12 protein-coding genes, 1 CRISPR repeat array and 1 riboswitch are annotated in these 12,660 nt (G+C 50.1%); of the genes, 4 read left to right on the top strand and 8 right to left on the bottom strand.

Annotated features, from left to right (window positions below; all coding sequences use genetic code 11):
• The first annotated feature begins 12 nt into the window (after positions 1-12).
• Positions 13-207, top strand: a riboswitch (Lysine riboswitch).
• 109 nt (positions 208-316) lie between these two features.
• Positions 317-1,684 carry a lysine-sensitive aspartokinase 3 gene (lysC, locus tag AC3ISQ_RS01675; RefSeq protein WP_489350257.1) on the top strand — a complete coding sequence of 456 codons (1,368 nt, stop codon included), beginning with the start codon at positions 317-319 and terminating at the stop codon, positions 1,682-1,684.
• Positions 1,685-1,782: 98 nt separating this feature from the next.
• Positions 1,783-2,703, top strand: a complete 921-nt coding sequence (gene panS / locus AC3ISQ_RS01670) for a ketopantoate/pantoate/pantothenate transporter PanS (RefSeq protein ID WP_489350256.1) — start codon at positions 1,783-1,785, stop codon at positions 2,701-2,703.
• A 47-nt stretch (positions 2,704-2,750) separates the two neighbouring features.
• Here panS and AC3ISQ_RS01665 read toward each other — a convergent pair whose 3' ends face one another.
• Positions 2,751-3,233: an Lrp/AsnC family transcriptional regulator gene (locus AC3ISQ_RS01665; RefSeq protein ID WP_489350255.1), complete on the bottom strand. Its 483-nt coding sequence runs from the start codon at positions 3,231-3,233 to the stop codon at positions 2,751-2,753.
• A gap of 155 nt (positions 3,234-3,388) precedes the next feature.
• Between AC3ISQ_RS01665 and AC3ISQ_RS01660 the strand changes: the two genes are divergently transcribed.
• A complete protein-coding gene (locus tag AC3ISQ_RS01660) occupies positions 3,389-4,015 on the top strand; it encodes a LysE family translocator (RefSeq protein ID WP_489350254.1) in 627 nt (208 codons plus the stop codon).
• Positions 4,016-4,167: 152 nt separating this feature from the next.
• On the top strand, positions 4,168-4,299 hold the full coding sequence (locus AC3ISQ_RS01655) for a hypothetical protein (RefSeq protein WP_489350253.1): 132 nt from the start codon (positions 4,168-4,170) through the stop codon (positions 4,297-4,299).
• 197 nt (positions 4,300-4,496) lie between these two features.
• A CRISPR array of direct repeats spans positions 4,497-6,783; the repeat unit is 29 nt; unit sequence CGGTTTATCCCCGCTGGCGCGGGGAACAC.
• A gap of 93 nt (positions 6,784-6,876) precedes the next feature.
• Here the strand turns inward: AC3ISQ_RS01655 and cas2e are convergent.
• From cas2e to casA, 7 genes are read right to left on the bottom strand one after another with little or no spacing between them, the layout of a single operon-like run.
• The gene (cas2e, locus tag AC3ISQ_RS01650; protein ID WP_489350252.1) at positions 6,877-7,161 is read right to left on the bottom strand and encodes a type I-E CRISPR-associated endoribonuclease Cas2e; all 285 of its coding nucleotides are present in this window, start codon (positions 7,159-7,161) and stop codon (positions 6,877-6,879) included.
• Positions 7,161-8,081 (bottom strand): type I-E CRISPR-associated endonuclease Cas1e, encoded by a 921-nt coding sequence (cas1e, locus tag AC3ISQ_RS01645; protein WP_489350251.1) that lies wholly within the window; start codon positions 8,079-8,081, stop codon positions 7,161-7,163. Before cas1e ends, cas2e begins: the two co-directional genes overlap by 1 nt.
• A gap of 40 nt (positions 8,082-8,121) precedes the next feature.
• Entirely contained in the window at positions 8,122-8,715 is a 594-nt protein-coding gene (gene cas6e / locus AC3ISQ_RS01640; RefSeq protein WP_489350250.1) for a type I-E CRISPR-associated protein Cas6/Cse3/CasE, read from the bottom strand.
• Complete coding sequence (cas5e, locus tag AC3ISQ_RS01635; RefSeq protein ID WP_489350249.1) at positions 8,702-9,376, bottom strand: type I-E CRISPR-associated protein Cas5/CasD; 675 nt, start codon at positions 9,374-9,376, stop codon at positions 8,702-8,704. Before cas5e ends, cas6e begins: the two co-directional genes overlap by 14 nt.
• A gap of 2 nt (positions 9,377-9,378) precedes the next feature.
• Positions 9,379-10,467, bottom strand: coding sequence for a type I-E CRISPR-associated protein Cas7/Cse4/CasC (cas7e, locus tag AC3ISQ_RS01630; RefSeq protein WP_489350248.1), 1,089 nt, complete (start codon positions 10,465-10,467; stop codon positions 9,379-9,381).
• 10 nt (positions 10,468-10,477) lie between these two features.
• Entirely contained in the window at positions 10,478-10,966 is a 489-nt protein-coding gene (gene casB, locus AC3ISQ_RS01625; protein WP_489350247.1) for a type I-E CRISPR-associated protein Cse2/CasB, read from the bottom strand.
• Positions 10,956-12,470 (bottom strand): type I-E CRISPR-associated protein Cse1/CasA, encoded by a 1,515-nt coding sequence (casA, locus tag AC3ISQ_RS01620; RefSeq protein WP_489350246.1) that lies wholly within the window; start codon positions 12,468-12,470, stop codon positions 10,956-10,958. Before casA ends, casB begins: the two co-directional genes overlap by 11 nt.
• Between the last annotated feature and the right edge of the window lie 190 nt (positions 12,471-12,660).

The following is a 12,660-nucleotide window of genomic DNA, read 5'->3' as shown; positions in this document are numbered from 1 at the left end:
ACACCGCGTGTGCAAGCCAGAAGAGGCGCGTCGCCCAGGTAGAGTGTCAGAGGAGCCGGTTTCCGCAGACGACACAGGAGGGGGTGCGACGCCGAGGTACGGTGAACAACGGCAATCACCGTATCGGCTACAGGGGCTGAATCCCTTGAGTTGTCACCCTGGATCGCGCATCGTCGGCGGTCAACAAGGTGGGGCGCTTCTGGGTGTATCGTAGCTTTAACCTCTACGCCTGCTCCCTGTTTACCGCTCTTTCCTTGTGCCAAGGCTATGGAAATAAAATGCCGTCTGAAACGGCATCCCTGACACGAGGTTTACCATGAATCAAGCAGCCCCTCAACACGACACTGTGGTGGCAAAATTTGGCGGTACCAGCGTGGCCGACTTTGAGGCCATGAATCGCAGCGCCGATGTCGTTCTTTCGAATTCCAATGTCCGTTTAGTGGTACTTTCCGCTTCTGCTGGCGTAACCAATTTTCTCGTCGCGCTGGCCGAAGGTTGTGACATCGAAACGCGCAGCTATCAACTCGATGAAATTCGCCGCATCCAATACGCTATTCTCGATCGCCTCGATAATCCTAAAGTGATCCGCGATGAAATCGATCGCATGTTGGAAAACATCACCATGCTGTCGGAGGCTGCCGCATTAGCCACGTCTCACGCGTTAACAGATGAACTGGTCAGCCACGGCGAACTGATGTCAACTCTGTTGTTTGTCGAGATCCTGCGCCAGCGTCAAGTCGAAGCCGAATGGTTTGATGTGCGTAAAGTGATGCGTACCGACGATCACTTTGGTCGCGCAACGCCAGACGGCGCAGCACTGAAAGAACTGTGCCAAACGTTGTTGGCTCCGCGCCTGAAGCAAGCGTTGGTGATCACTCAAGGTTTTATCGGCAGTGAACCGAAAGGCCGCACTACCACGTTAGGCCGCGGCGGCAGCGACTACACCGCCGCTCTGTTGGGCGAGGCGCTTGGCGCCAGCCGTGTTGATATCTGGACCGATGTACCGGGCATCTACACCACCGATCCCCGCGTGGTGCCTTCCGCCAAACGTATCGACAAAATCACCTTTAGCGAAGCGGCAGAAATGGCGACCTTCGGCGCCAAAGTCCTGCACCCCGCCACTTTGCTGCCTGCGGTACGTAGCGATATTCCGGTGTTTGTCGGTTCTAGCAAAGACCCGGCTGCTGGCGGCACGTTGGTGTGCAATACCACTGAGAACCCACCGCTGTTCCGCGCTCTGGCACTGCGCCGTAAGCAAACGTTGCTGACGCTGCACAGCCTCAACATGCTGCACGCACGCGGCTTCTTGGCGGAAGTGTTCGGTATCTTGGCGCGTCACAATATCTCGGTCGATCTGATCACCACCTCAGAAGTGAGCGTGGCACTGACGATGGATACCACAGGTTCGACTACCAGCGCAGGCAGCCTGTTGACCACTTCATTACTCACTGAGTTGTCTTCGCTGTGCCGAGTGGAAGTAGAAGAAGATCTGGCGTTAGTCGCGTTGATCGGCAACCAGCTTGCTCAAGCGCGTGGTGTGGGCAAAGAGGTGTTCGGCGTTCTCGACCCGTTCAACATTCGTATGATCTGTTACGGAGCCAGCAGCTACAACCTGTGCTTCTTGGTGCCTGGTGCCGATGCAGAACAGGTTGTTCGTACACTGCACCATAACCTATTCGAATAAGTCACACCGTTCGCGGGCAGGGTTCACCATGCCCGCATTCTTGATTTCTCTACTATTATTTATTACTTCGCGTTTTGTAGTTAAGGAAAACGATTCTCATGTTGGCCAAACTGACTCGTCTGTTCCCATTGTGGGCCGTCCTGCTCTCTGTTGCGGCTTACTACACACCGGGCACCTTCACCGGTATCAGTCCCTACATTAGCCCGCTGCTCATGCTGATCATGTTCGCTATGGGCGTCACGCTGCGACTCGATGATTTCAAACGTGTACTGTCGCGCCCCGGCCCGGTCGCTGCGGCAACCTTTCTGCACTATCTGATCATGCCGCTCGCGGCGTGGATCTTGGCGATGCTGTTCCGCATGCCACCAGACTTGTCGGCAGGTATGGTGCTGGTCGGTAGCGTCGCCAGTGGCACAGCCTCCAACGTGATGATCTATTTGGCGAAAGGTGACGTTGCGTTATCGGTGACGATTTCCGCCGTCTCTACGTTGGTGGGTGTCTTTGCCACGCCATTACTGACGCGATTGTACGTTGATGCCGAAATCAGCGTCGATATCATGGGTATGTTGCTGAGTATTCTGAAGATCGTGGTGATCCCTATTGGTCTGGGGCTGATCATCCATCATACCTTCACTCACACCGTAAAACGGATCGAGCCTTTCTTACCCGCACTGTCGATGGTTTGTATTTTAGCGATTATCAGCGCCGTGGTCGCAGGCAGCCAAAGCCATATCGCCTCTGTCGGTTTGGTGGTGATCATTGCAGTGATCCTGCACAACGGCATCGGGTTATTAAGCGGTTACTGGGGCGGTAAACTGTTCGGTTTCGATGAATCAACTTGCCGTACACTGGCGATTGAAGTGGGTATGCAAAATTCAGGTCTGGCGGCTACGCTGGGTAAAATCTACTTCTCCCCGCTGGCGGCACTGCCGGGCGCGCTGTTCTCCGTATGGCACAACCTGTCCGGCTCGCTGTTAGCGGGTTACTGGTCAGGTCGCCCGATCAAGAAAAAACAATAGCGTCAACAAATGGCGCAAGCCACTCAGCAAAATGAGTGGCTTGCGTATTATTGGTTTGCTTTAAGTGTTTTCTTGATAGGGAAAGTGTTAAACGGTTTGATCTCTTTAAGTACGAACATACTTTGCATTTCTTTTATTCTGGGCAGGCGTCTGATAACCGACATCGCGAATTCCGCATAAGAATCTAAATCGGGTGAAACGACCTGCAAAAGGAAATCGGCGTCGCCACCAATGCTGTAACAAGCCACTACGTCTTCTAAATCTGTCACTTCTTGTTCAAACTTGTGTGCTTCTGCTTCACTGTGACAATCAATAACGATGCGGATAAATACCATCACGCCAAGACCAATTTTGCGACGATCCAAAACGGCACGGTAACCCTGAATAACCTCATCTTCCTCTAACTTACGTACTTTTCGCCAACAAGGTGAAGAAGACAGCCCTATTTTGTCCGCCAATGTTTGGTTGGTCATGCGAGCATCTTTTTGTAGCAAGGTCAAAATCTTGATATCCGTTAGGCTCAACGTCATTGGGTAATTTCCTTTCTCTATAGAACCAAATATGGGTAGATACTGCCCTTATTGGTCGCATTATCAACAATAATAGGCAACAACTTTCCTTATAGAAAGTTAATAATATTTTTAAATTAATGGCTTACAACATCACGAAAAAGGAAAAATACATCATGTTAGAACCTGCACAAGTTTTGGCTTACATCATGGCATTGGGATTAGCTGCAGCGATCCCAGGCCCGGGAATGACCGCATTGGTCGCTCGAAGCGTCAGTGGCGGAGCTCTCACCGGCTTTACTATGCTCGCGGGTATCGTTATTGGTGATTTAATTTACCTGTCATTGGCAGTATTCGGGCTGGCGATGGTGGCACACACCTACAGCGCGATTTTTTCTTTAATCACTCTGGGAGCAATCTTCTATCTTGGTTGGCTCTCTTGGCAATTTTGGAACCACAATCCACAAGCTGTGGTTATTGATCAGAAAATCAGTCGGCGTGATTTAACTTCAGCTTGGTTATCCGGTTTGACGATTACTCTGGGCAACCCAAAGACCATTGCTTTTTATATGGCTCTACTGCCACTAGTAATCACACTAGATACCGTTTCGTTGCAAATATGGGCTTTTATGTTGGTTCCACTGACCATCATCATTTTGTTAATCGTGGGAGCCATATTTATTTTAGGGGCATTAAAGATAAGATATTTTCTTACCAGCACACATGCACAACGCTGGCTTTTCAGAAGCGTGGCAATCATTATGCTCGCCGCTTCGTTAGGGATGTTATGGAAAATGCTGTGATCTAAATAGACACATCACCTCGCCAAAACGCTTCCGGCACACTGTCATTCAGTTTCTTCTGTGGCCACAGTTGGTTATAGCTGTGGCAGAACTGTTGTAAAACGTGATTGAGTTCATGTCCTTCCGCTACTGGCACTCATTGAGGTGTGATCATGAATATCGAAATGGAAGGGTTTGATCTCGAAGTTGAAGTTATGGGATTAATCGTCAACGCCCATAGCATGGTGATGCATTGCGCGCACGTGGAAGAAGACTTTGTCAAATTATGGCGCAGACAGAGGTGAAATTTCGGTGCACTTAGTGGTGGTACACGCACAGAATCACCTGATGGACGCCATTATGATGGGAAATGAGCCGTCAAGTTATCGCACTACATCAAAAAATTACCGACAAAAAATGGCTAAAAAAAGTGTTCAATCAATGAATAACCTGCGCAAAACCGTGGAGTGAGGAGCACAGACCCCATATAACGTTAAACTTCCGGTTTATCCCCGCTGGCGCGGGGAACACCAACCAAGTGTCTAATTTTATCATTGGCCTGTCGGTTTATCCCCGCTGGCGCGGGGAACACCGCTCTACTCACAAGAGTACGTCACAGCACTACGGTTTATCCCCGCTGGCGCGGGGAACACAATTCCGCATTTTCGGCGTCGTACCACGCCCCCGGTTTATCCCCGCTGGCGCGGGGAACACCTGAAACGCTTTACTGAATGACACATTCAGCGCGGTTTATCCCCGCTGGCGCGGGGAACACCGGGCCGACGAGCAATTGATCGTCATTCATCACGGTTTATCCCCGCTGGCGCGGGGAACACACTAACCTGAAAGCAACCGGGGATACGAAGGGCGGTTTATCCCCGCTGGCGCGGGGAACACCTGTCAGCGGCAAGACGTGTATGAAAGAGACTCGGTTTATCCCCGCTGGCGCGGGGAACACGCAAGCAGCAACCATCACCGACTGACATTCCAACGGTTTATCCCCGCTGGCGCGGGGAACACACCATGACGCGCTCAGAGTGAAGATGAACCAGCGGTTTATCCCCGCTGGCGCGGGGAACACCGTGAGCTGTGGATTAACATTCGCCGCTGGCGCGGTTTATCCCCGCTGGCGCGGGGAACACCCCTTCCCCATGAGGGTCACCCATTCGTTACGCGGTTTATCCCCGCTGGCGCGGGGAACACTTTATGGATCGTGTACCCGCGAGCATTGACCTCGGTTTATCCCCGCTGGCGCGGGGAACACAAGACGAATATTACCCGCGCACTCATATTTTTCGGTTTATCCCCGCTGGCGCGGGGAACACCACTCTACTCACAAGAGTACGTATCCGCCCTGCGGTTTATCCCCGCTGGCGCGGGGAACACGTTGTTTCAAGTGGTATTGCAGGATTAGAGGGCGGTTTATCCCCGCTGGCGCGGGGAACACCATTAAGACCGCGCGTCAGATCATTCCGTTTGCGGTTTATCCCCGCTGGCGCGGGGAACACCAAGCTCGGTCTGAGCCAACATCATTCCGATGCGGTTTATCCCCGCTGGCGCGGGGAACACGGTGATGCCAAGCTGTTTGATTTGGAAGGTCGCGGTTTATCCCCGCTGGCGCGGGGAACACTGCGTTGTTTGGCGACGGGGCACCGTCGGGCGCGGTTTATCCCCGCTGGCGCGGGGAACACCCGCCGTCGATTTATCCAGGCTTTTAAGATAGCGGTTTATCCCCGCTGGCGCGGGGAACACGTCCAGTGCTGCAAGCAGTGAATCTACGTATGCGGTTTATCCCCGCTGGCGCGGGGAACACTTGGCGGGCGGTGAAAACAACCCCAACTACGGCGGTTTATCCCCGCTGGCGCGGGGAACACCGGATGGCCTGTTCTGCACCGAACGGCTCCACCGGTTTATCCCCGCTGGCGCGGGGAACACAACTGCCAAGCCTCCTCGAGCGTGACGGAAGTCGGTTTATCCCCGCTGGCGCGGGGAACACCTTTGCACTCTCATTAGTTCACCCACATGTTACGGTTTATCCCCGCTGGCGCGGGGAACACGTGGCCACTTCTTTATATTGCGAGTCAGCCAGCGGTTTATCCCCGCTGGCGCGGGGAACACAGTTGTGGTGCGGTATGAGGGGGTTAATCTGGCGGTTTATCCCCGCTGGCGCGGGGAACACCCAGCCGCGCTCGGCAAATGAAACATGCTCACCGGTTTATCCCCGCTGGCGCGGGGAACACATTCTGGGATGCCTTTTAGCATGCCATTTTCACGGTTTATCCCCGCTGGCGCGGGGAACACTGAACATAGGCATTGGCAAGGTGGTTAAGTCGCGGTTTATCCCCGCTGGCGCGGGGAACACCAATACACTAGGTAACTATCGATCATCACCTGCGGTTTATCCCCGCTGGCGCGGGGAACACAGCTCATCAGTCCAATACCTACCCAAACGTCTCGGTTTATCCCCGCTGGCGCGGGGAACACACGAAGATGAGAGCCACTTTCACAACGGCTCTCGGTTTATCCCCGCTGGCGCGGGGAACACCGCTGTATGTAGCCAACGGTCTTGATGCGTATCGGTTTATCCCCGCTGGCGCGGGGAACACTGACATCACCGGGCTCTAGCGCAACATCGACTCGGTTTATCCCCGCTGGCGCGGGGAACACGCGTGGCGCATCCACCACAGTCGCCTGATCCGCGGTTTATCCCCGCTGGCGCGGGGAACACTATAGCTATTTCATAGAGTTAAATATGGCTAACGGTTTATCCCCGCTGGCGCGGGGAACACACTAAAACTATACTACTGTTATTAAACACGTTTTTCTATAGAGAAAAATCCACCAACTTTTTCACAATTTTAAAGAACACTAACTCATTGATTTTACAATGGGCTGAAAGAGACTAACCTCAAACCATCATGATCCACCGGCATACGTCGATTTTCTCCCCACGTTTGAAAATCGAAACCAGATTCACTGTTAGTCGCCCAAGACATCACCACGTTTCCCTCGTCTGCCAATTGAGTGATTTGTTGCCAAATCATCTCTCGTACCCGACGCGAAGCATCTCCCACATAAACTCCGGCACGAACTTCTAATAACCAAACAGCTAATCGTCCTCTCAAACGAGGAGGAACATTTTCAGTCACCACCATTAACATACTCATCAACCACGACTCCGATGCCCAATATCCCCAAGAGAGTCAGGCTCAGGGATCGCTGGCGGTTGAGCATCTTCAAAAGGTTTTGGTAAATCAATCTCACCTGCGGCTAACACCTCTTCAATTAATGGGATCAGACGAGCTAACGTTTTCTGACTGCGAAAAATATCACGGCAGGCCAATCGGACAGCTTTATCTGGCGATACAGGTGTCCCCGCTGCAATTTCAAATGCCTTCGGCACGACTCCTTCAAATTTAACCAAATCAGCAATGTCATAAACAAATGACAACGGTTTCCCTGTGTGAACAAACCCGATGGCCGGGGCATACCCTGCTGCCAATATCGCCGCTTCTGTAATACCGTATAAGCATGATGTTGCAGCACTGATACATTGATTAACCACATCCCCCTTTTCCCAATCTTTGGGGTCATAACGCCGCCCATTCCATTTCACACCGTAACTCTTCGCCAACAGAGCATAGGTTTGCCGCACTCTCGCGCCTTCGATCCCCCGTAATTGCTCAACAGAACGTCGGGTAGGTGCAGGTTCACCAAAGCGCAGCTCAAACATTTTTCGCACCACTTTAAGACGTAAATCTTCGTCCAGAGCTAATTTTGCTTGATACAACAAACGATCCGAGCGCGCACCGCCGGGTTGACCACTGGCATACATTCGTACACCAGCCTCCCCCACCCAAACCAACAGAGTCCCCGCCGTTGCAGCCAATCTTACCGCCGCATGAGAGATCCGCGTTCCGGGTTCAAGCATGATGCAGGCAATCGATCCAACCGGAATATGAGTGCGAATTCCGGTTTTATCGATCAAGACAAATGCCCCATCAATGACGTCGATTTGCCCATATTGCAAAAAAACCATTGAATTCCGGTCTTTCAAAGGGATAGGGGAAAGCGGGATGTAGCTCATTAAAATATCTCCATTTCAGGCACCAAAGCAGCCTTGCTATTCAAGCAATGGAAAGCAAACCACATCCCATTGCTTTCGCAGGCCCGATCCCCTTCGCAAGAACCGTAAGAAGTTTATCCGCATCCAACACCGTCAAAACACCATCAAAGCAGACTGGTTGAATCTTTCCAGCAAGCTGACTTTTATGAAAGAACATGGCCTTTTCCTGAATAACGCCAATGCCTTCCAAATGAGCAAAGTCCGAGAATTTACGTTGCAACCACGCGATTTGCTCTTCTTCACGAAGTAATGGCACACGGCAACTTTTAATTTGCCCACGATTATTCAGCCTGCACTGTTCGTCTTTGATAGTTTTGACCGGATTTGCCCGTAATCTAAAACGTAATCTCGCGCCCTGACTAAGCCGATAATTTATCGGCTTACTCGCCATTATTTGAGCAACTGCTGCATCGCAAGGGAGCTGCGACGACTGGAGCAAAACCGTTGCACCTTTTCCGAGCTGTAACTCTTCAAGTCGAAACAGAAAATCCCGCGATTTTTCAGGTTGATCCGGAAATAGCTGCCAAAGCGCACGATGTAACTGATAGGGATCTTTAGCCCATTGCCAGTTGATAAAGATTTTACTCAGATACATTTCGCCCTCCCTGAATAACAAACCACTCCCTTGCGGCAAACTGCCGTGGCAAGGTAACAATGGGTTCGTCTCTCATCCTGTAACGTGAATTAGTCGTATTAAGCGCTTCTTCGCTGTAAATATCGCCCGCATTCGAACCATATTCGGCAAGTGCTGTGACAGGATCTTCAGCCTGACAATGCCCCACAAAAAGCGGTGCTGTCATAGGGCAACTTCGTCGTCCTAAATAAGGTGTAAAACGAGGTTTTTGTACCGCATCACTAAGAGTTTCCAGGTTAAATCCCGAAGAGGGTGTACACCACAACGCGACAGTAAAAGAGGCATCACATAGGTACTCACGCCAAGTTTGTATCGTTTGATGACTTTTTAACCCCGCATAATCGACTCGCGCATCTTGAATCGTATGATAGTCAGTGAGTTTTATTACTTTGAGTGGTATCCCATCTGCTGTAACCCTGTCGCAATGGACAGCAAAACGCACGCTGTCCGACAACATCTGTAGATTCGTGCTGTCATTACGACGAATACCCAAACAAGCACCCAATAATCCAAGCAAGCCGCTACGTGTTGGAAAAGCAGCGGTTGGGCGAGTACCTTCAAATGTCGGTAATCCCCAGAACTGCATCGGACCTGCCAGACGCAGAATCAGATACTGGTTCATCGCTATACCTCGCCGTTATTACGAACCCACTGCTTGAGTTGCTCAAGGCTCTCCATGGCCTTCACCCCTTGCGGTAAACTACCACCTGCAAGTTGGAATTCAGCCGCGGGCCCAATCAATCCATATCCTTTAGCAACACGTTGCCAATAATCAGCAAAGGCTTCAATTGATGGCTTGAGATAGCCTTCGTTTGCTTTCACCGGTTTTTCGAAGGCATTCGCCAGTGATAATGGGAAGTCAGAGAAATTGACCATCACCAGATCGGCGGGGTTAAAAGCGGCAAAAGTACGTTGTTTGGCACCCGGCGTTTCTGTCGCCAACATGTGTGCCAGATGCGCAGCGATTTCCAGCGCTTTGCTGCGTTCAACACCGCCTAAATTTTCCTGAAGCTGGCTAATGTTCAAACTGGCATAGCGATAAAAAACACCGGAAGAGAATTCCTGGGTGCCAAGATGTCCCGAACCTAACTCCTGTAGATCATCAACAGCGGTAAACCAGTCAATATCAGAATCAACGGTATGAGTGGTAATAGCATGAGCAATAGACATCGCCCCATCCACTTTCCCTAATTCGCTCATCATGCCGCTGGTTGCCATGCGGCCACTTAATGCAATATCGACACCATTCTGGAGGTTAGCTCGTAGTGCGAGGCATTGGTCTTTCAGTTTTTTAATCAGTTTTTTCTCATCTAACCCTTCAGCATCACCTAACTTTACCTGTTCGCAAAACCAAGCAAACTCACCTTCAAGCCAAGGAGTCACCGCATCAGCATCAATTTTTTCCGATTCATCAATGGTTTTTCCTGAAAGCAAAGCCAGCGTGCGGTCAATGAGAGCACTATCAAAGCGATCAGCAAAAATTTCACGCAGGTGATCTCTAAGTAGTTCTAGATGAATCGTGCGAATGCTCGAGCCTCCGACATGACGAGCATAATAATCGCTTTTACGAATAGCGCGTTTCAGGCTCTGGCTGGAAATTCGCACCCGCCGCTTACCCCCAAATACCGCATCCTTTTGCATATTCATATCGTCACGGTTAAGGCATGACGGGCTATGGGAAATAAGAATATGAAAGTTGATAAAGTTATTCATGACAGTGTCCTTACGATGATTTTTTTTGAGGAGTGGCGAGTACAAAATCTTCCAGCAATTGTTGACGTTCTTTCTTATTCTTATCCCACCAGATCAACTGGTTGGCAAAACTTGGCCAATAAAGCTCAGGCTCTGCATGTGCCAGTAAACGACGCAGTTGCACCATATCAGTAGGCCATTCGGTACGCAGAAGCTGAAAAATACGCCGTTCATTAATGCAATCACTTTTCGCCAGCGCTTTGCCTAAACTGATGCCATATTTCTGCTGTGGATCTTTTTCTTTATGGCTAATGGCGTCACGACCAGCGGTCAGGCAAAACACCATACGCAGTAACGGTCTTTCATTTGCTGGGTCATCCCAACCAAAAGATGAAACTAGGCGATAAAACACCGGAATATCTTTTAAATCATCAGGTTCGGAAACTCGCCGAAGTTGTGCCCGAGCTCCAGCATCAAGCCGAGTCCAAGCGTGATACAACGCCATGGTATCAAGCGACATGGTGATGACCTCCTTGTGGTTGCAGTGCAGAAAGATTTTTGTATAACGAACGGCGAGCGACAGCTAATGCCACCGCCAATTTTGGATGATGAACATAAGGCAGAGTCGCTTCTTCAAATAAGCGCTCGCAAAGTTTATAAAGCTCAGCATTAAGAACTCGTAATGCGTCCTTTGCCTGATCAAAATTCAGTGATGCCAGTAACGGTGGGATAATTAAATCACTTTGTCGATAATACTGACGTTCCGCTTCCTCATGTACTGCAACACCAGCACCTTTAATCTCACTGTTGCTGACACCTTGTGAAAAAGTGTAAAGCGCTTTGCGTAAAGCGCTTTTATAACCCAGCCCAATGTCTACAATTTCAGTAATAATTTCCGGGTGTTGCTGCCAGCCTTGATTAAAAGCCAGCACATCATGTCGGCGCTCCAGAATTGAAGCCTGATTATTACGATATCCCCCAATAATCAGACGCAACCTTTGCCCTTTAAGCAACTCTTTCGCCTGCTGAACAACAGCCGCAACGCGATGCCCTTCACTATTTTTTTCACTTTGCTTTTCAATCAGAATACGGCTGATTTGCGTCCATGAAGGAATTGCCGTCGTGAAAGCGAGAAATTTCTCTTCCAGTTGGTCTTTTTTGGTCTGTAATAGGCGTGGTGAATGCGGGTGAGGCCAAATATCCTCAATAGTAAAATTAAACTTAGCCTTTAAAAAACCATCATAGCGTTGCTCACTATGATGGCCACAACCACTGCACTGGCCTGCACCAATAGGCGGGCAAAGTTCAATATGATCAGGCTGCCAGAATAGCCCTCGCAATAAACCGATTCTGCCCGCAGGAATGGTAGCAGCATTTTTTATCGGCACCTGCCAGACAAATTTATTTTCGATACCGGGTTCATCGGGCAGGAATAGCGTTAAGCGATCAGTAGTCAGAACATTTAACCAAACCGTGGTACGTAGGTCATTTCCCTGAACCAGAGTCGTTACCGGTGAACCACCCCGTAAACCACTCTTAAATCCACCGCCAAAACTCGGCGCATTATTGGCCTGGTTAAACAGTGCAATGGCTGCACAACCACCACATAACGCACTGCCCTGCCCCGGCTCATTAATGAAGGAACAATTTGTCGCCCCGGTTAATCCGGCAAGTAATTTGTCCATTTCGGTAGGTTCTTTGGCTGCAACACCTTTAACCTGCATAAAGGGTGAATCGGGGTGTTGAAGCTGAAAAGTTTCTTTCCAGCGCAACGTGGTTTCATCAAAAACGGTTTCAGAAAGAACATTATTAAGATGTTGTCGGAGTTGTGCATCGTTTTGCGGCTGGAACATCACCTGCACTAAACAGATCAATAACTGCAGCGCGGCAAGTTCCATATCATCACGCGGCAGGCACAAAACCCACTGTTCTTCGCTACAGAGTAGAGTTTGTAGCGTAATGACTTGCGAGGAACCACCTTTTAGCGCACGAACCGGAATCCATTTCTCTGACAGAAGATCCATATTAATTTCCTTTTGAAACAGCTCATTAACTTTTCAATACCACTACTAGCACCACAACCAGAGCAGTAAAAACGATCGCCAACGGATTGATGGTGTTTAGCAATTTTATTATCTCAAGAATACCCTGTACCAACGTGGACATAGCTAACCTCCCTTGTTAAAGAGTGGCTAGATTATCTTCACAATCACA

This window comes from Serratia sp. KH_031 (genome assembly GCF_057839655.1).
This window is presented reverse-complemented; position numbering and strand designations above follow the sequence as displayed.

Excerpts from the sequence above, each read along its gene's own strand:
- lysC (WP_489350257.1), top strand. The coding sequence starts at position 317 with ATGAATCAAGCAGCCCCTCAACACGACACTGTGGTGGCAAAATTTGGC.
- panS (WP_489350256.1), top strand. The coding sequence starts at position 1,783 with ATGTTGGCCAAACTGACTCGTCTGTTCCCATTGTGGGCCGTCCTGCTC.
- AC3ISQ_RS01665 (WP_489350255.1), bottom strand. The coding sequence starts at position 3,233 with ATGACGTTGAGCCTAACGGATATCAAGATTTTGACCTTGCTACAAAAA.
- AC3ISQ_RS01660 (WP_489350254.1), top strand. The coding sequence starts at position 3,389 with ATGTTAGAACCTGCACAAGTTTTGGCTTACATCATGGCATTGGGATTA.
- AC3ISQ_RS01655 (WP_489350253.1), top strand. The coding sequence starts at position 4,168 with ATGAATATCGAAATGGAAGGGTTTGATCTCGAAGTTGAAGTTATGGGA.
- cas2e (WP_489350252.1), bottom strand. The coding sequence starts at position 7,161 with ATGAGTATGTTAATGGTGGTGACTGAAAATGTTCCTCCTCGTTTGAGA.
- cas1e (WP_489350251.1), bottom strand. The coding sequence starts at position 8,081 with ATGAGCTACATCCCGCTTTCCCCTATCCCTTTGAAAGACCGGAATTCA.
- cas6e (WP_489350250.1), bottom strand. The coding sequence starts at position 8,715 with ATGTATCTGAGTAAAATCTTTATCAACTGGCAATGGGCTAAAGATCCC.
- cas5e (WP_489350249.1), bottom strand. The coding sequence starts at position 9,376 with ATGAACCAGTATCTGATTCTGCGTCTGGCAGGTCCGATGCAGTTCTGG.
- cas7e (WP_489350248.1), bottom strand. The coding sequence starts at position 10,467 with ATGAATAACTTTATCAACTTTCATATTCTTATTTCCCATAGCCCGTCA.
- casB (WP_489350247.1), bottom strand. The coding sequence starts at position 10,966 with ATGTCGCTTGATACCATGGCGTTGTATCACGCTTGGACTCGGCTTGAT.
- casA (WP_489350246.1), bottom strand. The coding sequence starts at position 12,470 with ATGGATCTTCTGTCAGAGAAATGGATTCCGGTTCGTGCGCTAAAAGGT.